Raw genomic sequence first — 18,252 nt, 5'->3', positions numbered from 1 at the left:
GCGCCGCGATCAACATGCTGTTGCTTTTGGTTACGCTCACGATCGCACAACCGATCAGCGCTGCCGAGGAACGGCGCGTCGTCATGCTGGGCGATTCCATCACCGCAGGCTACGGCCTGCCGCAAGGTGATGCCCTGCCGGTGCGCCTGGAGAAGGAACTGACCGACCGAGGTCTGGACGTCGCGGTGGAGAACGCCGGGGTTTCCGGCGACACCACGGCGGGCGGCCTCTCCCGCCTCGACTGGGCGGTGCAGGGCGCGCCGGATCTGGTGATCGTGGCGCTGGGCGGCAATGACGGGCTGCGCGGCATCGACCCGGCCGACACCCGGCGCAACATGGACCGGATCGTCGGCCGGCTGACGGAGCGCGGCATCCCCGTCCTGGTTGCCGGCATGCTGGCCCCGCCCAACATGGGTGGCGACTACGCCCGGGCGTTCAACGCCATCTTCCCGGAGGTCGCGGAAGCGCACGGCGCCGCTTTCTATCCCTTCCTGCTGGAAGGCGTGGCCGCCGACCCGGCGCTGAACCAGCCCGACGGCATCCATCCCAACGCCGAAGGCGCCCGACTTGTCGCCGAACGCATGGCCGAACCGGTCGCCCGGGCGTTGAAAGGTTCGTGATCCGGCGGCGGGCCGGCGGCGAATCGGCGTTATAGTGAGAGCGGCATTTCCTGCAGCGACGGAGGACAAGCATGAGCGTCACGATCTACCACAACCCCCGTTGCTCGAAATCGCGCGAAACCCTGAACCTGCTGAAGGAGCGGGGTGTCGAACCGACGGTCATCGAATATCTCAAGACGCCGCCGACTGCGGCCGAACTGGCCGATATACTGACCAAGCTCGGCATGACGCCGCGTGATCTGATGCGCCGCAAGGAGCCCGAGTACAAGGAGCAGGGCCTGGACGACCCCGCACTCTCCGACGGCCAGCTCATCGAGGCGATGGTGGGCACGCCGAAGCTGATCGAGCGTCCCATCGTGCTCTCCGGCGCCAGGGCCGCCCTCGGTCGGCCGCCGGAAAAGGCGCTCGACATCGTCTGAGCGCCGCCCTGCCCCTCTGCGACCATGGAGCGGATCCATGCGCCTGTTCATAGGCATCCGGCTGCCCGACCCCATCGCCGACCGCCTGGCGATGACGGCTGGCGGCGTCCCCGGCGCGCGGTGGATCCCGCGCGAGAACCTGCACCTGACCCTGCGCTTCCTGGGCGACACGGAAACGCCCATGGCCGAGGATCTGGTGGACGAGCTGTCGGCGCTGCGCGCGCCGGCCTTCGACCTGCGTCTCTCGGGCGTCGGGCTGTTCGGCGACCGCAGGCGCACGCGGATGCTCTGGGCCGGCGTCGAGCCGCAGCCGGCGCTGACCCACCTGCAGAAGAAGGTCGAGCAGGCCGCGCAGCGGGCCGGCTTCGAACCGGAACGGCGCAAGTTCCATCCGCACGTGACCCTCGCCCGGCTGAGAGACGCGCCGCGCTCCAGGATCCAGCAGTTTCTGCACGAGAACGGCGACCTCTCCACGCCGCCCTTCGAAGTGGTCGATTTCACGCTCTACCGCAGCTTCCTGTCGTCGGACGGCGCGCGCTACGAGCCGCAATGCGACTTCGAACTCGACCCGCCGGCGGACCCGCTCAGGGCGGCGGCTGTTTAGACATATGTGCGGTGACGACACCCCCTCCCCGCCCCTCCCCCTGTCAGGGGGAGGGTGATCGAGCGTCGCGAGACCGGGAGGGGGTCGAGAGCGGGCCCAGAGCTATTCCGCGGCGTGCTCGGGCAGCATCTTCGCGGCGTGGAGCGCCTTCTTCTTGGCGTGCTCCATGTCGTAGTGCTTGCGGGTCACGATGCGCTGGGCGTAGAGCCCGCCGCCGGCCTGGATGTTGGTGACGTAGCGCCAGCCGCCCATGGCGTCGGCAGTGAGGTCGCGGATGGCGTGGAACAGCTTAATGCGGCACTCGCCGTCGATCTCCGGATTGGCGGTCATGTACTTGCGCACCAGCGGGCCGACCTCGTTGTTCTCCAGGTCCGCGATCGAGGGCGCGGTCAGCACCGAGCCGCCGGCGATATCGTGGAGATGGCGGCACATCATGTTGTACTGGGTCGCCGCCTGGTACTTGCCGGCATTGGTGTAGAGCTCGGAGGGGAAGGCCGCGCCGTTGTCGCCGATGACGCAGTTGGCGATCGCCGCCTCCAGCGCGCCGCGGATCAGCGTGGCGTGGATGATCATTTCCGAGATCTTCTCGCGGACGTGCTGCACCTTGGCCAGGCCATTGGCCTCGGCGATGAGCTGCGCGAATCCGACCAGCTCGTCGGCCTCGTTGGCCATGAAGGTCAGGCCGCCGAGACGCTCCCACAGGCCCAGCGAGTGGGCGAACTGTCCGGCGTGTTTGGTCTCGCCGTTCAGGAAGATGCGCTCCTCCGGCACGAAGACGTCGTCGAAGATGACGAATCCCTCGGGCATGTGGTTCTGGCGGCTGACGGGAAAGACGCGGTCGTCCTCGTGGCGCGGCGCGTAGGAGGTGTTGACGATCTTCACGCCCGGGGCGTTGACCGGCACGGCGCAGGCGATGGCGTAGTCCTCCTCGCCCGGCTTCATCGCCTTGGTGGGAATGACCATGGTCTCGTGGCCCAGCGAGGCGCCGGTGATGTGCAGCTTGGCGCCGCGGATGACGACGCCGTCGGGGCGGCGCTCGACGACGCGGGTGTAGGCGTCCGGATCGGCCTGTTTGCCGGGGCTGAGCGAACGGTCGCCCTTGCCGTCGGTGATGCACTCGGTGATGCGGATGTCGCGGCGCTGGGCGTCCTCGATCCAGGCCTGGATGCGCCGGGCGTATTCGGGATGCTCGTCGCCGATGCGGCCGGCGGCCGTCATCAGGGTCATGATCGACTGGTTCGTCGTGTTGGCGACGATGTCGGCGTCGGAGACCACGGGCAGGCGCGCCTTCAGGTCCTCCGCCGAGCGCGGAATGGACATCAGCGGGCTCGTCGCGTCCGGCCCGGGCCGGTAGAGCTTGTCATAGCCCGCGGCGATCAGCCGGGCCGCCTCGCCCATGATCTTGTCGTCGAGAATGTTCTCGATCTTGCGGCCTTCGAAATAGGTCGCGCGCCCGTCGTCAAGCGACGCCAGGTACTGCTCGCCCGTCATCATGGTCCGGATCCTCCCCGATCGAACGTTCACAAAGCTGCGCCCATCGTGACAGCACCGCCGGAAGCGTCAAGCGGGCGCGAAGGCGGGCAGCGTTGCGTCGCCGTCGGGCGGCGCTACAGTCGGCCTCCGGAACTCGGGGAGGGAGCAGCGGCCATGGCCATCATCACCTACGTCAACCAGTGCCATATCGAGCATGGCGCCATCGACATGCTGGCCGACAGCCTGGCGCAACTCGGGATGCGCCGGCCGCTGATCTGCACAGACCGGGGGCTGGTTGATCTCGGCATGGCCGACGAACTGCGCCGCCGCATCCCCAACGACGTGCAGGCGACGCTCTATGACGGCACGCCCGAAAATCCGACCGAGCGGGCGGTGAAGGACGCGCTCCGGCTGTTCCGCGAAAACGACTGCGACGGCATCGTGGCGCTGGGCGGCGGATCGTCCATGGACCTGGCCAAGGGCGTGGCCCTGCTGGCCACCCATGACGAGCCCCTGGCCGGGTACAACGCCGCCACCGGCGGCGGCGCGAAGATCGGCCCCTGCGCGCCGATGATCGTGATCCCGACCACCGCCGGGACCGGCTCCGAGGTCAGCCGCGGCGCGGTGATCATCACCGAGGACGGACGCAAGCTGGTCTTCGGCAGCCCGCACATGCTGCCGAAGATCGCGCTCTGCGACCCGGATCTGACGCTCGGCCTGCCGGCGCGGCTGACAGCGGCGACCGGCATGGACGCGGTCACCCATCTGATGGAGGCGGTGATGAGCCCGGTCGAGAACCCGCCCGCCGAGGCCATCGGCCTGGACGGGCTGTGGCGGGCCGTGGGCCAGGGCAATCTGATCCGCGCGACGGAGAACGGCCGGGACAGGGCGGCGCGCAAGGAGATGATGATCGCCGCCGCCGAAGGCGCGCTGGCCTTCCAGAAGGGCCTCGGCGCGGTCCACGCCATGAGCCACGCCATCGGCCGCATCGCCGCGCTCAACCTGCACCACGGCACGCTGAACGCCGTCTGCCTGCCGGCCTGCCTGCGCTACAACGACGAGGTGCTGGGGGACAAACGCGACAGGCTGCGCCACGCCATGGGCCTGAAGGCGGGCGAGCCGCTGGACCGGGCCGTCGAGGCGCTGAACGCGAAGCTCGGCCTGCCCGCGAACCTCTCGGAGATGGGCGTCACCGAGGCCATGATGCCCGGCCTGATCGAACACGCCCTGGCCGACCCCACCACGCCGACCAACGCGCGGCCGGTCGACGCCGCCGGCTTCGAGGCGCTTTACCGCGACGCAATGGGCATCTAGTACAACGGCGCGCCCCGGCCCGGGCGCCGGGGGCCACGCCTGAACCGTCGGGGCACGCTGCGCTGGCGGTCAGGCTCCGGCATGGATCCCGGGTCAGGCCCGGGATATGAAATCAACGGATCGGTGATGACGGAATGAAAGCTCTCTGGGGGCTGGCGCTGGGCAATTTCGCGGTCGGCACCGGGGCGCTGGTCGTGGCCGGCGTGCTGCCCGACATCGCCCGCGACCTGGGCGTCCCGGACGCCCGCTCCGGCCATCTCATCTCGCTCTACGCCATCGCCTATGCGCTGGGCGCGCCGCTGCTCGGCTCCCTGACCGGCGGGTTCGACCGCCGGCGGCTGCTGGTCGGCGCGGCGGCGCTGATCGCCGTCGCCAACATTGTGGCTGCGCTGGCGGCGAGCTTCGATCTGTTGCTGTTCGCGCGCATCGCCTCGGCGCTGGGCGCGGCGATCTTCTCGCCGATCGGCGCCGCGGTGGCCAGCACGCTGGTCCCGCCCGAACGCGTCGCCCGCGCGCTCTCGCTGGTCTTCGGCGGGTTCGTCGTCGCCACGGTCCTCGGCGTGCCGCTGGGCACCTGGCTGGGCGGCAATTTCGGCTGGCCCGTGACCTTCTGGTTCGTGGCCGCGCTGGCCGCCGGGGCCACGATCTCGGCCCTGGTCACGGTGCCGAAGGGTCTCAAGGCGCGGGGCGCGGGCTTCCGGCCGCTGTTCGCCGTGCTGAAAAACCACCGGATGGTGCTGGCGCTGTCGGTCGGTGTCGGCCACATGGCCTGCCAGTTCATCCCCTATACCTTCATCGCCCTGATCCTGAGCCAGCGCTCGAACGCGGACACCAACGACATCACGGTCGTGCTGCTGCTGTTCGGCCTGTTCAGCTTCATCGGCAATATCGTCGGCGGGCGGATCACCGACCGCTTCGGCACGACCGTCACGATTCTGGGCGGGCTCTTCACCCTGCCCGTCATCTTCGCAGCCTTCGACCTGCTGGACACCGGGGTGATCGCCGCCTGCATCATGCTCTCGGTCTGGGGCGCGGCGGGGTTCAGCTTCGCGGTCGCCCAGCAGGCCCGGCTGGTCGGCCTCGCGCCCGAGCAGAGCAGCACCGCGCTGTCCCTGCACGCCTCCTCGATGTATCTCGGCCAGGCTCTCGGCGCCCTCGTCGGCGCCCAGGTGCTGCGCGGCATGGACCTCTACGCGCTGCAGTGGTTCGCCCTCGCCGGCGCGCTGCTCACCCTGACGCTGTTCCTGATATCGCGGCGGCAGTGGCGCGGCCGCTGACGCGCCGGCTGCGATCGGATAGACTGGCGGCCATCGACCAAGCCACCGAACGGGGAGAACGACAATGTCAGCGAACGTGGCCCGTCATCCCAGCGCCCGTCCCGACGGCATCACCGCCGAGGAATGGCAGGCGCGTCTCGACCTCGCCGCCTGCTACCGGCTGGTGCACATGTTCGGCATGGACGACCTGATCTACACCCACATCTCCGCCCGCGTGCCAGGACCGGAAGAGCACTTCCTGATCAACGGCTTCGGCCTGCTCTACGAGGAAATCACGGCCTCGAACCTGGTCAAGGTCGACCTGGACGGCAACGTGGTCTCGGAGAGCGAATACGGCATCAACCCCGCCGGCTACGTCATCCACAGCTGCATCCATCGCGAACGCCCGGGCGTCGGCTGCGTGCTGCACACCCACACCGTCGCCGGCACAGGCGTCTCGGCGCAGGAAGGCGGTCTGCTGCCGCTCAGCCAGACGTCCATGCTGTTCACCGGCAACGTCGCCTATCACGACTACGAAGGCATCGCGCTGCGCGAGGAGGAACAGGAGCGGCTGGTGGCCGACCTGGGCGAGAAGAACGTCATGATCCTGCGCAATCACGGTCTGCTGACCGTGGGCGAGACCGTGGCCGAGGCGTTCCTGTACATGCACTACATGGAACAGGCCTGCCGCATGCAGATCGCCGCCCAGGCCGGCGGCAAGCTGGTGACCCCGCCGAAGCAGGTGCAGGAATATGTCCGCCAAGCCGCCATGGGCGGCTTCGGCGCCGGCGTCGGCCAGCGCGAGTTCGCCGCCCTCATCCGCCGCCTCGACCGCCAGGACACGAGCTGGCGGGAATAGAGCGTTCGGGAACCGATCGGGTCACTCCCGCCTTGTGCGGGGGTCCGGTCGGACATGCCTGCCTGGCTGACGCCGGCCAGTACTGAAACAACCTCCCCACTTCCCGGGTGCCCGCACGGGGGGCGGGCATAACAAGTAGCGGGGCGCCCGCACGGGGGGCGGGCATAACAAGTAGCGGGCCGCCGTCAGATCGGGCTGATCGCGCGCTTCTTGGGCGGACCGGAATCGTGCGGGCGCGGGGCGGCCATGGCGATGGCCTCGGCCAGCACGCGGCGCGTGTCGCGCGGGTCGATGACGTCGTCGACGCCGAAATGCTCGACCGCCCGGAGCGCCGTCAGGTTCCTGCGGATGTCGGCCTCCAGCTCGGCCTTGCGCGCCGCGGGATCGGGCGCGTTCTGCCAGTCGCGGCGGTAGGCGACGTTCAGCGCCGTCTCGATCGACATGGCGCAGAGCTCGGAGGTCGGCCAGACCCAGCAGCCGTCGGCGTGGAAGCCGCGGCCGCCGTTCATGGCGTAGTAGCCCGCGCCATAGCCCTTGCGGACCATCACCGAGTAGCGCGGCACGCTGGCCACGCCCAGTTCGTAGAGCATCTTGGCCGAGCGCAGGCCCAGCGTCGTCGCTTCCGCGCCCGAGCCGACGAAGATCCCCGGCATGTCGACGAAGTAGATCAGCGGCAGGCCGAAGGCGTCGGCGATGGCGATGTGGCGCGCGGCCTTCTCGGCGGCCTTCGAATCCAGCATGCCGGCCAGGAACATCGGGTTGTTGGCGACGACCGCGACCGGATGGCCGCCGATCCGGGCGAAAGCGGTGACCATGTTGCGCGCATGGCTCGGCTTGGTCTCGAAGACGCTGTCCCGGTCGAAGACCAGTTCGAGGATGCGGCGCATGTCGTAGGCGCGCCGCGAGCTCTCCGGCACGATATCCGCCAGCGCCTCTTCCCGGCGGCCGATTGGGTCGTCCGGCGCCGCGACCGGCGGCCGCTGGCCCGAATTGGACGGCAGGTAGGAGAGATAGCGGCGCATCGCCCGGAAACAGTCCTCCTCCGTCTCCGGCGCCATGTCGGCGAGCCCCTGACGGTCGGCCTGCACCCCGGCGCCGCCCAGCGCCTCGGTCTCGATCTCCTCGCCCGTGGCGGCGCGGACCAGCGCCGGCCCGCCGATGCCCATTTGCGAATGCCCGCGCCACATGACGCGGAAGTCGGCGAAGGAGGCCATATTGGTCGGTCCGGCATAGCCCGGGCCGAGGACCGCGGTGACGATCGGTACCCAGCCCGAGAGCCGCGCCAGGTGCCAGAAGGTCGTGCCGGCGGAAGCGAAGTGGCGGCTGTCCAGCCCGTCCTGGATACGGTGGCCCGCCCCTTCCAGCAGCCAGATCAGCGGATGGCCGTTCTTCTCGGCCATGTCCATGATGCGGTGCGTCTTCTCGGCCCCGACGACGCCGACGGAACCGCCGAGGACGGTAAAGTCGTCGCCCAGCAGATAGACCGGCCGCCCCTCGATCCTGCCCCAGCCGGTGACGATGCCGTCGGCGGGCGCATTCAGCGTGCTGGTCAGTTCGGTATCGCGCGCCGGCTCCACCAGGCCGCCGATCTCCCGGAAACTGTCGGGGTCGAGCAGCGCGGCGATCCGCTCGCGCACCGTCATCCGTCCGCGGCCGTGCTGCTTTCCGACCGCCTCTGGCCGGCCCGCGTCGGAGACGCTGAGCCGCTTGGCCGCGATTTCCTCCAGGCGCTGGTGCGCCGCTTCATCGGTCATGTCCTTCGAGCCTCCCCTGCCCGTCAGATGATAGATGCGGCGCGCGCCGCCCTGCGGTCAAGCCGCGCCGGCTTCCCCGATGGGTCCGGGCGGATGGTCCCGGTCCGCCCACAGGCCGACGCCGAGCGATACCGACGTGCAGATGCCGAAGCCGATCATCAGCGGAATGACGCTGCCGTCCAGCTGGCTGCCGATCAGGATGCCCTGGGGCACGGCGAGCGCGGTCGGCACGAAGCCGACGAAGGCCGAGGCGATGCCCGCGATGGCGCCCATGGGTTCCATGGCGAGCGCGTTCAGATTGCCGAAGACCATCCCGACGGCGAAGAAGATCGCCATGAAATAGACCATCAGCCAGAACAGACTCGGCTCGACGCCCATCGCCAGCGCGATGGCGGCCATGACGAAGGATGTTGCCGCGGACGCGGTCTGGGAAATGCGCACCAGACGGCGCATGCCATAGCGCATCACGATCCGCCCGTTGAGAAAGGAGGCGACGCCCAGCGACGCCGCGCCGCCGGCGAAGTACAGCGCGAAGGCGTCACCTGTGCCGTACTGGTACTGGAAGATCTGCTGCGCCGAGCTGAGATAGGCGAGGAACGGCCCGAAGGTGAAGCCCGTGGCGATGGTGTAGCCCAGCGTGATCCGGTTGGTCGCGGCGGTGCGGAAGCCGCGCGCGATGTTGGAGAGAGAGAACCGCGCCCGGCGCGCCGGCGGCAGGGTTTCGAACTGGCGCAGGCCGAACCACGTCACCGCGATGCCGGCCAGGCCGATGAAGAAGACGAAAATCAGGTGCCAGTCGCCGGCGAACAGGATTCCCTGCCCCACCATGGGCGCCAGGATCGGCACCAGGATGAAGACCGCCATGATGAAGCTCATGACCTGGGCCATGCCGCGGCCGGCGAAGCGGTCGCGGACCACGGCGATGGTGACGATCCGCGCCGACGCGGCCCCCAGACCCTGAAGCGCGCGGCCCACAAGCATGGTTTCGAAATCCGGCGCGAACAGGGAGGCGAGGCAGCCGGCCAGGAAGATGGCGATGCCGATGTAGATGGCCGGCTTGCGGCCGATGCTGTCCGACAACGGGCCGTAGATCAGCTGTCCCAGCCCCAGGCCGGCGAACAGCACGGTGACGATGAGCTGGTTGTCGGTGACGTCGGCGACGCCGAGATCGCGCCCCATGACCGGCAATGCCGGCAGCACCGTGTCGATCGACAGCGCCACCATGGAGGTGAGCAGCGCCATCATCGTCACGAACTCCGTCCGTCCCGGTCCCGTCCCGCCATTTGCCGACTTGCTCATCCGCGCCTCTCGTCAGAGGCGGGGAACCTATCGCGCAATGCCGGCGAGGGAACAGCCGATTTCGCAGATGCGGTATTCGCGGACTCAGCCGGCCTCTGCGCCCGTCTGGTGTTTCCAGGGCCCGACATAGCCCGCCGACCAGTCCGGCGGCAGTTCGCAGCCACGCGGATCGTGGCAGGAGAAACGGGCCGGCTTGCCGCGCACGATGGCGCCCTCGTAGGGGCTGGGGATCGGATTGGTCACATAGGGCATGGAATCGGCGGAGCTGTAGACGTTGAGCAGCATCGGCCGCATGCGGTCGGAACGGTTGGCCTGGCTGCCGTGAATGACGCGGCAGTTGATCAGCACCGCCGAGCCCGCCGGCCCGGTGAGGCTGACCACGTCGTCCCGCCAGCCCTCGTACAGGTCCTCCTCGGGAATGCGCAGCACCCAGTTGCCGTCGCGGTCGTACATCGAGTGCATGGGCGGCTTGTGGCTGCCGCGGATCGCCAGCAGCGGCCCCTGCGGCTCGCCGCAGTCCTCCAGGTAGATGCCGACGGTCATGGGGCTGTAGTCGGTATGCGGCCAGGCCGGTACGTCCTGGTGCCAGTCGAACTTGTGGCCGCCCCTGGGCCATTTGAAGTTGAGCTTGGCGTGATAGAATTTCACGTCCGGCCCGCAGACGTCCGCTGCGATGTCGGCCGAGACCGACTCGCTGGCGAAGGCCCAGAACTCGGGATGGTGCGTGACCGGGCTGACCAGCCGCCTGAGCCGCGGGTCGTCGGGCGAATGCCCCTCCTCCAGGATGAAGCGGCCGTCATCCTCCGCGACCTCGCGGCTGAGATCGACCATCTCGTCCATCGCACCCTGCAGACGCTTCAGCCGGGCGGCGTCGACCGCGCCCTCGATCACGGCGCAGCCGTCCTCGAAGAACTGTTCCCGCTGTGCCTTGCTCAGCACCGTCGCGGGATGCTTCAGCACGTCTTCCATCAACATGAACTCTACTCCACTACCCGATCGCCGGCGGCTCCGCGCAGACCTGCTCGTAGGCAAAGCGTTCGGTCAGTCCGCCCGACTGCTGATAGATGTCCAGGGTCGCCTCGAAGGCGTCCCGCGTGATCTCCACATGCGGCGTCCAGCAGCCGAGCCGCTGGTAGGCTGCGATACAATCGGTCAGCGCCGCCTCGGTAATGTCCGGGAAATGCGGCTTCTCGGCGCGCGCGATCTCCGCGGCCGAGGCCTCGTTCATATAGCGCCGCGTCTTCGCATAGGCCCGCATGAAGGCGCGCGCCATGTCGGTCTCGAGCCATTCGCGCTTCGCCGCCAAGCTGGAAAAGCCGCAGCGGCCGACCTTCGGGCCGACCTGCGCGACGACGCGGCCGACGCCGTCGGCCTCGAGTTGCTGCGGATAGGGACCCTGCTGCTGCACGTACTGGCCCTGCCCTTCCCGGTAGGCGCGGTCGATGGCATCGGCGCCGCCGGGGGTGATCGCCTTGATCCTGTCGAAGTCGATGCCGGCGCGGTGGCAGGCGTATTTGAACATCACCTGCGGCTGGCCGCCGCCGAACATGACGACCTCCGCCCCCTCCAGCTTCTTCCAGTCGAAGTCCGGATCGGCCTCGCGCCCGGTGATGAAGAAGCCATCCATCTCGTTGACCTGGGCGAAGTGGACCGCGCTCGGCGTCTCGCCTTTCTGCAGCGGCCCGAAGCCCTGGCTGAGCGCCGACTGGATGACGTCCGCCTCGCCGCGCTCCAGCGCCTCGATCGCCGAGACGCCCGGCTTCGCCACCGACCAGTCCGGCTCCAGCCCTTCCTCCTGCAGGAAGCCGCCCGTGAAGGTGGAGATCAGCGGCGAATAGAACGCCGAGAACAGCGTGAACTGGATGCGGATGACGGTCATTGTCTTGCCTCCCCTTGATTTCGTCGATCTTGCCCGCCCCGTCCCCGGCGAACAAGGTCGAGGCGGCGCGGCGACGCTGGCCCTTGGCCCCTGCCGCCGATCATGGTGAAATCGCTGCGGGAGAAAATGCATCATGACCGAGTTCGAAACCGAACCCCTGCACGACGATTTCGGCGCGCGGATCACCGGCGTCGACCTGACTCCGCCGCTGGCGCCGGAGACGGTCGAGGCAATCCGCGAAGCGATCGACGAGCATTCGCTGCTGATCTTCCCCGATCAGGGTCTCGACGACGGGGCGCAACTCGCCTTTACCGGCCTGCTGGGCGAGCCGGAGCCGAACCACGTGATCCTCGGCCAGACCGGCCGCCGGGAATATTTCGGCACCATCGGCAACATCGACGCCGAAGGTCGGCAGATGGGCAACGACCACAGGCATGTCCGGTTCCTGACCGGCAACAACATGTGGCACAGCGACTCCTCGTTTCGCGAAGTGCCGTCCTTCGTCTCCATCATGTCGGTCCACGAGGTGCCCGAGGAGGGCGGCGAGACGCTCTATGTCAGCGCCCGCGCGGCCTATGACCGCCTCTCCGAGGCGGAGCGCGACGAGATCGACCCGCTGGTGACGATCCACGACTACGTCTTTTCCCGCTCCAGGGTCGGCCCGGACGCGGTCACGCCCTCCCACGCCGCCAGTCTGCCGCCGGTCCGCCAGCGGCTGGTGCGCGCCAACCCGCGGACGGGGCGGAGGAACTATTATGTCGGCTCCCATGCAAAGACCATCGAAGGCTGGGAGGACGCGCGGAGCCGCGACCTGCTGGACGACCTGCTGGCGCGCGCGACGCGGCCGGAGCACGTCTACACCCTGCGCTGGTGGCCGGGCGACCTGGTGATCTGGGACAACCGCTGCCTGCTGCACCGGGGCGTCGGCTATGACGCCGACCGTTACCGCCGGCTGATGCGCCAGACCCGCGTCGCCGGAAGGTGCAACACACTGGCGGAGTAGCGCCGTCCGGGCGCGGTGTCCGGCCGGCTCAGCCCTTGCGAGCGGTGATGCACCAGATCGCGCCGGGCAGCTTCACGCCCTCGTCGGTCTGATGTTCCGCCAGCATGGCGCGCAGCGCCGGCTTCATGCGCTCGACCGCCTCGGGTCCGGCTTCGCGCGCCGCGCCACCCACGGGACCGATCTCCAGCGCTGAGACAACCGCCTCGTCGGCGTCGACGCCCAGGCGCAGCATTCGGTCGACGGGCTCCAGTTCGATGTCGGTGAAACCGCCGGCCGTCAGGATGCGCTTCACCCGGTCGGGATCGGCGAAGGACATCGGGCCCGGCTCCTCCGGTCCGGGGCGTGGCGGCAGTTCGATGAACGCCTTGGCGACGATGACCGGCTTCAGCATCCACGGGTTCTCGGACAGCGCGCGCCAGCAGGCCAGCGCCAGCCGTCCGCCCGGTTTCGTCGCGCGGCCGATATTGGCGAAGGCGGCATCGGCGTCGCGGAAGAACATCACGCCGAAGCGCGAGAAGACGAGGTCGAAGGCGGCGTCGCCGAAATCATGGGCCGCCGCATCGGCCTCGACGAAATCGACCGCCGCGGCGCCCGGCCGGGTACGGGCGTGTTCCAGCATGGGCCGGGAGACATCGACACCGATCACCCTTGCGCCCGTCGCCGCGATGTCGATGGCCGTGCCGCCGCAGCCGCAGCCGATGTCGAGCACCGTCTCGCCCGCCCCCGGGCGGGCCGCCGCCAGCACGTGATTGCTGAAGGGCGCCAGGGTCGCGTCCATGCGCGCCTGGTTGCGCACCCATTTGGCGCCGTTCGGCCCGTTCCAGTATTCGATCTGCTCGGCGTTGATCGCGTTCACGTCGTTCCTCCCCCGGGGCCGCACCGCCCCCCATGCTTACAAGGCCAGCCGCGCGGCCATCCGGTGACGGTCGGCCTCGAACTGGCGGCGACGATATTGCGCGGCCAGACCGGCGATGCAAATGACCACGGCGAGAAAGAACATCTCGAAGGGCATGGGCCTCAGCGACAGGCCGTTGCCGATCAGCGCGGTGACGAAGACGGGCGTGAACAGACAGATTCCGTGCCGGTTCAATGCCAGCATCATCATGATCAGCGCGCCGAAATAGGCGAAGAAGCCCAGGATCCCGTTCTCGATGATCATGGTCAGGTAGGTGTTGTGGGAAGTCGTCTCCTTCAGCCGCCAGATGACCGACGACATGTTGTCGGAGCCGATGCCGGTGCCGAGCCAGACTTCCGCGCTGTCACGGCCCGAGATGATGTCGAGACGCTCGATCCAGGTGCCGAGACGGCCGGACCCCAGTTCCTCCAGCTTGATGTTCGTGTCGTTGCGGACCGCGGCCTTGCGCTCCTCGTTCTCGATCGCGATCAGCGCCAGCAGCAGCACGCCGGCGACCAGCACCACCGCCTTGACCGGCCGCGGAATGCGCTGCGAGAACATGCCGTAGCAGCCGAAATAGGACACTGCCGCCACCAGCACCTGGGTGGAGAAGCAGCCCACGATGTAGAGCATCGCCATACCGACGAAGGCCGCCATGACCTTCGTCGACAGATGCCCCCAGTACCATGCCTGGTGGACCACCAGCATGAAGGCCAGGGTCATGTAGCCGCTGGAATGGGGATTCTCCGGACCACCGTGGTAGGGCGCGAGGCGGCCATTGCCGACCAGGGCCGCCCACCAGCCCGGCACCGGATCGTCGAAGACGGCCTCGTTGGAATGCAGGTAGAAGGGCTGCGTCGCCGACCAGATCATCACCCAGAAAATGGCCCCGCAGGCCAGCCAGGCGATCAGCCGCAGCGGGAACTTGTCGTAGTGCCCGAAGGCGAGAATGCCGAGATAGAACGGCCCGAGATAGCGGAGCATCTGGGGGAAATCGATACGGTGCTGCAGGATCAGATGCGACACCAGCCAGATGACCGGCAGGCTGCTCACCAGAAACAGCAGCCGCCAGCGCCAGGATGACGGCCGCGCCGCCACGCTGATGAACGACAACCCGGCGAGGCCGCCGAAGATCAGCGCCGCCAGCGGCGTCAGCAGCCCTTCGGGCAGGGCGTTGTAGAAGGCCGCATAGAAGAAGCCGAGCGCGATCAGCGGCGGCAGCGCGAGTTCGAAGAACGGCAGATGCTGGCCGCCGCGCTCGCCCGCCCGTCCCTGGATGTCGCTGATCGCCAAGCCTTGCGCCCTTGCCGTGGAAATGGTCGCCGTCGCCCAATCTACAGCAAGAGCCGTACCGCCGTCAGGCCCGGGTTCAGGTCGACAGGAAGCGCCGCTCCTCACCCTCCAGAACCGCCGCCGTCAGCCGCCCGCTGAAATAGGCGCCGGTGTCGATGCCGATCCGGTTGTGGCGGCTCTCGACTTCCAGGTTGGGCGTATGGCCGTGGACGACCACGCAGCCGAAATCGTCGTCGCTCTGCAGGAAGGCGTTGCGGATCCAGATCAGATCGTTGCCGTCCTGGCGGGCCAGCGGCACGCCGGGGCGTATCCCGGCATGCACGAACAGGTAGTCGCCGGCCCGATAGCTCAGCTTCAGGCCCCGCAGGAACGCCAGATGCTCGGCCGGCATGTTGTCGGCCAGCGCCGCCTGGGCCCGCAGCAGTTCGTCGATGCCGGGCTCGCTCCGGCGGATGCGGATGCCATAGGAGGCCAGCGTGGCGTCGCCGCCGAAGCGGAGCCAGTCGCGGCCGATCTCGGCGTCCTCCAGAAACTGCAGCAGCACCGCCTCGTGATTGCCGATCAGGGAAACCATGCGCGCGCCGCCGTCGAAGGGATCGGCACAGAGGATGTCGAGCACCTCGGCATTGCCCGAACCGCGGTCGAGATAGTCCCCCAGAAAGACGACGGTGTGTCGCCCGACCTCGCCCTGGTCCATGTCGGCCCGGATCATCTCCACCAGTTCGAGCAGCAGATCCGCGCGTCCGTGCACGTCGCCGATGGCGTAGATGCGTTCGCCATCGGGGGCGCAGGCCACCGTTGCGGCGGTTGCCTGTTGCTCTGCGCGGCTCTTCTTCATCCACGGTAGCATGGGGCTTGCAAGCCTGCTTTCAACCCGGAGCTTCGGACCGTCGATTCATATAGATCGGTCGCGAATTTGAAAATCTTTTCGCAATTCGTGAATCCGGCGGCCCGGAAGGAGCGGATGGAGGCGTGAGAATGACCAGACGCTGGCTTGGCGCGGCATTCGCCGCGGTATTCGCCTGCCTTGCTCCCCTTGCCCATGCGCAGGAGCAGGACAAGGAGCAACTGACCGCGGAGGCGCTGGCGCAGATCTACAAGGAAACCCTGGACCAGGCGCGGCGCGGCGACATGGGCGCCCAGTTCCAGGTCGCGATAGCGCTCTGGCAGGGCAAGGGCGTCAAGCCCGACAAGATCGAATCCGCCTTCTGGCTGGAGAAGGCCGCCGAGCAGGGACACAAGCAGGCGATCAACCGCCTCGCCTGGCACTACCGCCAGGGCGTGGGCGTGATCAAGAGCGTCCCCCGGGCGGAGGCGCTCTACAAACAGGCCTACAATCTGGGCGTGGTCGGGGCTTCGGTGCCGCTGGCTGCCATCTACCGCAGCGGCGAGGGCCGGTCGGTGGAAGACGGCGGTCAGGGGCGCGTGGCCGAAAACCATGCCGAGGCCGTGCGGTGGGCCCTGATCGGCGCGGAAGCCGGCATCGACCGCGGTCAGAACCTGCTGGGCGAGCTCTACCGCGACGGCGTCGGCGTGCCGCAGGATTTCGCCACGGCGCTGAAGTATTTCGACCTCGCGGCGCAGCAGGAATTTCCGCTGGCCTACTACAACGCCTCGGTCATCTACCGCGATGGCGTCGGCGTGGAAAAGAACACCGAGAAGGGTCTGGAGTACCTGAAACGCGCCGCCGACATGGGCCATGCCGGCGCCATGATCGACCTCGCGCTCGCCTATGCCGAGGGCAGGGATCTGGAGCAGAGCTACGAACTGGCGCTGCAGTGGTATTCCAGGGCCGCCCAGCGCAACACCCGGATGGCGGTGAAGCTGGCGCAGGCCTATGAGGAGGGCATGTTCGGCGGGCCGGATTTCGCCCGCGCCTACAAGTGGTACTACATCGCCGCAACCGCCGGCGAAGTCTCCGCGCTGGTCGGCCGCCTGGCGATGAAGGAGCGCATCGACGACGCGACCCGGCGGAGCATGGAAAGCGAAGGCGACGCCTGGATGGAGCAGGCCGGCGTGACCCGCGAGGCGGGCATGGGCGCTTCCTGATCATCGGCGCCGACCCTATAGTGCGCCACGCTTGCCCCGGCCTCTGAAGCGGAAAGGATCGTGACGACCGTGACGACGAGAGCGAATCGCCGGGTGCGCATGATCGCCTCGTCTCCACCGGTGCTGATCGGCATCGCCCGCATCGGCGACCTTCTCATCGTGCTGATCGCCGGCTGGCTGGCCTACGTCCTGCGCCATGACACGCTGACGATGCCCGTGGCCTATGTCGCCGCCATCGGCGTCGCCCTGGCGCTGACGGCCAATGCCTTCCAGGTCGCCGGTCTCTACCGTTTCGGCGTCGTGGAGACGGTGGGCGGTCAGCTCGGCCGCATCATCGGCGGCTGGACGGCGGTCTCGCTGCTGCTGCTGGCCATCGGCTTCTTCTCCAAGACATCTGCGGACTATTCGCGCATCTGGGTCGGCATCTGGCTGGGCCTCGGCTTCGTCGCCATCGTGGTCTTCCGGCTCGGCATGGCGCGCCGGATCGAATCCTGGAAGCAGTCGGGCGTGATGCAGCGCAACGCCGTCGTGGTCGGCGCCGGCGCGCAGGCGGAGCGGCTGCTGCGCTATGTCGCCGAGCAGAAATCGGAGCTCGGCGTGGAGATCGTTGCGGTTTTCACCGTCCGGCCCAATGCCGGCCGCCGGGACGTTCTGGGCACGCCGGTGCGCGGCGACCTCAACGATCTGCTGCTCTTCCTGCGCGGCAATCAGGTCCAGGAGGTCATGGTCGCCCTGCCGTGGGACGACGAGGAGCAGATCGCCGAGGTGCTGACCCGGCTGCGCGAGGCGCCCGTAGACGTCACGCTCGCGCCGGAGCCGCTGGGCTATCGCCTGATGGAGCGGCGCGTGCGCCATCTGGGCGGCCTGCCCATGACGGTGGTGCAGGAGCCGCCGCTCTCGGGCTGGAACTATGTCGTCAAGGGGCTGGAGGACCGGATATTGTCGGCGCTGATCATCGCCGCCATCTCGCCGCTGCTCGCGCTGATCGCGCTGGCGGTGCGGCTCGACAGCCCCGGTCCCGCGATCTTCCGCCAGCAGCGCTACGGCTTCAACAACAACGTCTTCACGGTCTTCAAGTTCCGCACCATGCGCACCGACATGGGTGACGCCAGGGGCGGCGCGCAGGCGACCCGGGGCGATCCCCGCATCACCCGCCTCGGCGCCTTCCTGCGCCGGACCAGCCTCGATGAACTGCCGCAGCTCTTCAACGTGCTCCGGGGCGAGATGTCCCTGGTGGGTCCCCGCCCCCACGCCGTCGCCCACAACGAGGAGTACGCCCAGCTCATCGACCAGTATCTCGGCCGCCACAAGGTCAAGCCCGGCATCACCGGCTGGGCGCAGATCCACGGCCTGCGCGGCGAGACCGACACTCCGGAAAAGATGGAACGGCGCGTGCAGTACGATCTCTACTACATCGACAACTGGTCGCTATGGTTGGATATCCGCATCCTGATTCGGACGATCTTCGTGGGGTTCGTGCACAAGAATGCCTACTGACCGCGCCATTGCCGCCCCGCGGCGGGCCTGAGCCTCCG

At 68.4% G+C, this 18,252-nt stretch carries 17 protein-coding genes; 9 read left to right on the top strand and 8 right to left on the bottom strand.

The window, feature by feature from the left end; translation table 11 throughout:
- Positions 1-14: 14 nt before the first annotated feature.
- The 3 genes from CWC60_RS11290 to thpR all read left to right on the top strand — a co-directional run bounded on the left by CWC60_RS11290 (position 15) and on the right by thpR (position 1,643).
- Positions 15-620, top strand: coding sequence for an arylesterase (locus CWC60_RS11290; protein ID WP_109794102.1), 606 nt, complete (start codon positions 15-17; stop codon positions 618-620).
- Positions 621-691: 71 nt separating this feature from the next.
- Positions 692-1,039 (top strand): arsenate reductase (glutaredoxin), encoded by a 348-nt coding sequence (gene arsC, locus CWC60_RS11285; protein WP_109794101.1) that lies wholly within the window; start codon positions 692-694, stop codon positions 1,037-1,039.
- A 37-nt stretch (positions 1,040-1,076) separates the two neighbouring features.
- The gene (thpR, locus tag CWC60_RS11280) at positions 1,077-1,643 is read left to right on the top strand and encodes an RNA 2',3'-cyclic phosphodiesterase (protein ID WP_109794100.1); all 567 of its coding nucleotides are present in this window, start codon (positions 1,077-1,079) and stop codon (positions 1,641-1,643) included.
- A 102-nt stretch (positions 1,644-1,745) separates the two neighbouring features.
- Here thpR and CWC60_RS11275 read toward each other — a convergent pair whose 3' ends face one another.
- Entirely contained in the window at positions 1,746-3,137 is a 1,392-nt protein-coding gene (locus CWC60_RS11275; RefSeq protein ID WP_109794099.1) for a 4-hydroxyphenylacetate 3-hydroxylase N-terminal domain-containing protein, read from the bottom strand.
- A 153-nt stretch (positions 3,138-3,290) separates the two neighbouring features.
- Between CWC60_RS11275 and CWC60_RS11270 the strand changes: the two genes are divergently transcribed.
- The 3 genes from CWC60_RS11270 to CWC60_RS11260 all read left to right on the top strand — a co-directional run bounded on the left by CWC60_RS11270 (position 3,291) and on the right by CWC60_RS11260 (position 6,545).
- Positions 3,291-4,430 (top strand): iron-containing alcohol dehydrogenase, encoded by a 1,140-nt coding sequence (locus CWC60_RS11270; RefSeq protein WP_109794098.1) that lies wholly within the window; start codon positions 3,291-3,293, stop codon positions 4,428-4,430.
- 134 nt (positions 4,431-4,564) lie between these two features.
- On the top strand, positions 4,565-5,707 hold the full coding sequence (locus CWC60_RS11265) for an MFS transporter (protein ID WP_109794097.1): 1,143 nt from the start codon (positions 4,565-4,567) through the stop codon (positions 5,705-5,707).
- 64 nt (positions 5,708-5,771) lie between these two features.
- Positions 5,772-6,545, top strand: a complete 774-nt coding sequence (locus tag CWC60_RS11260; RefSeq protein WP_109794096.1) for a class II aldolase/adducin family protein — start codon at positions 5,772-5,774, stop codon at positions 6,543-6,545.
- A gap of 185 nt (positions 6,546-6,730) precedes the next feature.
- On the opposite strand, the gene CWC60_RS11255 is transcribed toward CWC60_RS11260, so the two are convergent.
- The 4 genes from CWC60_RS11255 to CWC60_RS11240 all read right to left on the bottom strand — a co-directional run bounded on the left by CWC60_RS11255 (position 6,731) and on the right by CWC60_RS11240 (position 11,477).
- The gene (locus CWC60_RS11255) at positions 6,731-8,299 is read right to left on the bottom strand and encodes an acyl-CoA carboxylase subunit beta (protein ID WP_109794095.1); all 1,569 of its coding nucleotides are present in this window, start codon (positions 8,297-8,299) and stop codon (positions 6,731-6,733) included.
- A gap of 57 nt (positions 8,300-8,356) precedes the next feature.
- A complete protein-coding gene (locus CWC60_RS11250) occupies positions 8,357-9,598 on the bottom strand; it encodes a multidrug effflux MFS transporter (RefSeq protein WP_109794094.1) in 1,242 nt (413 codons plus the stop codon).
- An 84-nt stretch (positions 9,599-9,682) separates the two neighbouring features.
- The gene (locus tag CWC60_RS11245) at positions 9,683-10,573 is read right to left on the bottom strand and encodes a phytanoyl-CoA dioxygenase family protein (protein ID WP_109794093.1); all 891 of its coding nucleotides are present in this window, start codon (positions 10,571-10,573) and stop codon (positions 9,683-9,685) included.
- A gap of 13 nt (positions 10,574-10,586) precedes the next feature.
- A complete protein-coding gene (locus CWC60_RS11240; protein ID WP_164516491.1) occupies positions 10,587-11,477 on the bottom strand; it encodes an ABC transporter substrate-binding protein in 891 nt (296 codons plus the stop codon).
- Between the two features lie 133 nt (positions 11,478-11,610).
- On the opposite strand from CWC60_RS11240, the gene CWC60_RS11235 reads away from it, so the two are divergent.
- The gene (locus CWC60_RS11235; protein WP_109794091.1) at positions 11,611-12,480 is read left to right on the top strand and encodes a TauD/TfdA dioxygenase family protein; all 870 of its coding nucleotides are present in this window, start codon (positions 11,611-11,613) and stop codon (positions 12,478-12,480) included.
- A 28-nt stretch (positions 12,481-12,508) separates the two neighbouring features.
- On the opposite strand, the gene CWC60_RS11230 is transcribed toward CWC60_RS11235, so the two are convergent.
- The 3 genes from CWC60_RS11230 to CWC60_RS11220 all read right to left on the bottom strand — a co-directional run bounded on the left by CWC60_RS11230 (position 12,509) and on the right by CWC60_RS11220 (position 15,506).
- Entirely contained in the window at positions 12,509-13,336 is an 828-nt protein-coding gene (locus CWC60_RS11230) for a class I SAM-dependent methyltransferase (protein WP_109794090.1), read from the bottom strand.
- Between the two features lie 36 nt (positions 13,337-13,372).
- Positions 13,373-14,668, bottom strand: a complete 1,296-nt coding sequence (locus tag CWC60_RS11225; protein ID WP_109794089.1) for a hypothetical protein — start codon at positions 14,666-14,668, stop codon at positions 13,373-13,375.
- Between the two features lie 76 nt (positions 14,669-14,744).
- The gene (locus CWC60_RS11220; protein ID WP_206419893.1) at positions 14,745-15,506 is read right to left on the bottom strand and encodes a metallophosphoesterase family protein; all 762 of its coding nucleotides are present in this window, start codon (positions 15,504-15,506) and stop codon (positions 14,745-14,747) included.
- A 140-nt stretch (positions 15,507-15,646) separates the two neighbouring features.
- Here CWC60_RS11220 and CWC60_RS11215 point away from each other — a divergent pair, with 140 nt between their 5' ends.
- Together CWC60_RS11215 and CWC60_RS11210 are read left to right on the top strand one after the other, a co-directional pair.
- On the top strand, positions 15,647-16,717 hold the full coding sequence (locus CWC60_RS11215) for a tetratricopeptide repeat protein (protein ID WP_109794087.1): 1,071 nt from the start codon (positions 15,647-15,649) through the stop codon (positions 16,715-16,717).
- A 60-nt stretch (positions 16,718-16,777) separates the two neighbouring features.
- Positions 16,778-18,214 (top strand): undecaprenyl-phosphate glucose phosphotransferase, encoded by a 1,437-nt coding sequence (locus tag CWC60_RS11210; protein ID WP_125182770.1) that lies wholly within the window; start codon positions 16,778-16,780, stop codon positions 18,212-18,214.
- Positions 18,215-18,252 lie beyond the last annotated feature (38 nt).

The sequence above is a fragment of the Minwuia thermotolerans genome, assembly GCF_002924445.1.
GTDB classification, from domain to species: Bacteria; Pseudomonadota; Alphaproteobacteria; order Minwuiales; family Minwuiaceae; genus Minwuia; species Minwuia thermotolerans.
The sequence above is the reverse complement of the archived record's forward strand: the minus strand, read 5'-3'. Positions and strand labels throughout refer to the sequence as shown.

Coding starts and splice junctions, on each gene's coding strand:
- CWC60_RS11235 (WP_109794091.1), top strand. CDS start 11,611: ATGACCGAGTTCGAAACCGAACCCCTGCACGACGATTTCGGCGCGCGG.
- CWC60_RS11270 (WP_109794098.1), top strand. CDS start 3,291: ATGGCCATCATCACCTACGTCAACCAGTGCCATATCGAGCATGGCGCC.
- CWC60_RS11275 (WP_109794099.1), bottom strand. CDS start 3,137: ATGATGACGGGCGAGCAGTACCTGGCGTCGCTTGACGACGGGCGCGCG.
- CWC60_RS11290 (WP_109794102.1), top strand. CDS start 15: ATGCTGTTGCTTTTGGTTACGCTCACGATCGCACAACCGATCAGCGCT.
- thpR (WP_109794100.1), top strand. CDS start 1,077: ATGCGCCTGTTCATAGGCATCCGGCTGCCCGACCCCATCGCCGACCGC.
- CWC60_RS11250 (WP_109794094.1), bottom strand. CDS start 9,598: ATGAGCAAGTCGGCAAATGGCGGGACGGGACCGGGACGGACGGAGTTC.
- CWC60_RS11260 (WP_109794096.1), top strand. CDS start 5,772: ATGTCAGCGAACGTGGCCCGTCATCCCAGCGCCCGTCCCGACGGCATC.
- arsC (WP_109794101.1), top strand. CDS start 692: ATGAGCGTCACGATCTACCACAACCCCCGTTGCTCGAAATCGCGCGAA.
- CWC60_RS11220 (WP_206419893.1), bottom strand. CDS start 15,506: ATGAAGAAGAGCCGCGCAGAGCAACAGGCAACCGCCGCAACGGTGGCC.
- CWC60_RS11265 (WP_109794097.1), top strand. CDS start 4,565: ATGAAAGCTCTCTGGGGGCTGGCGCTGGGCAATTTCGCGGTCGGCACC.
- CWC60_RS11215 (WP_109794087.1), top strand. CDS start 15,647: ATGACCAGACGCTGGCTTGGCGCGGCATTCGCCGCGGTATTCGCCTGC.
- CWC60_RS11240 (WP_164516491.1), bottom strand. CDS start 11,477: ATGACCGTCATCCGCATCCAGTTCACGCTGTTCTCGGCGTTCTATTCG.
- CWC60_RS11245 (WP_109794093.1), bottom strand. CDS start 10,573: ATGTTGATGGAAGACGTGCTGAAGCATCCCGCGACGGTGCTGAGCAAG.
- CWC60_RS11255 (WP_109794095.1), bottom strand. CDS start 8,299: ATGACCGATGAAGCGGCGCACCAGCGCCTGGAGGAAATCGCGGCCAAG.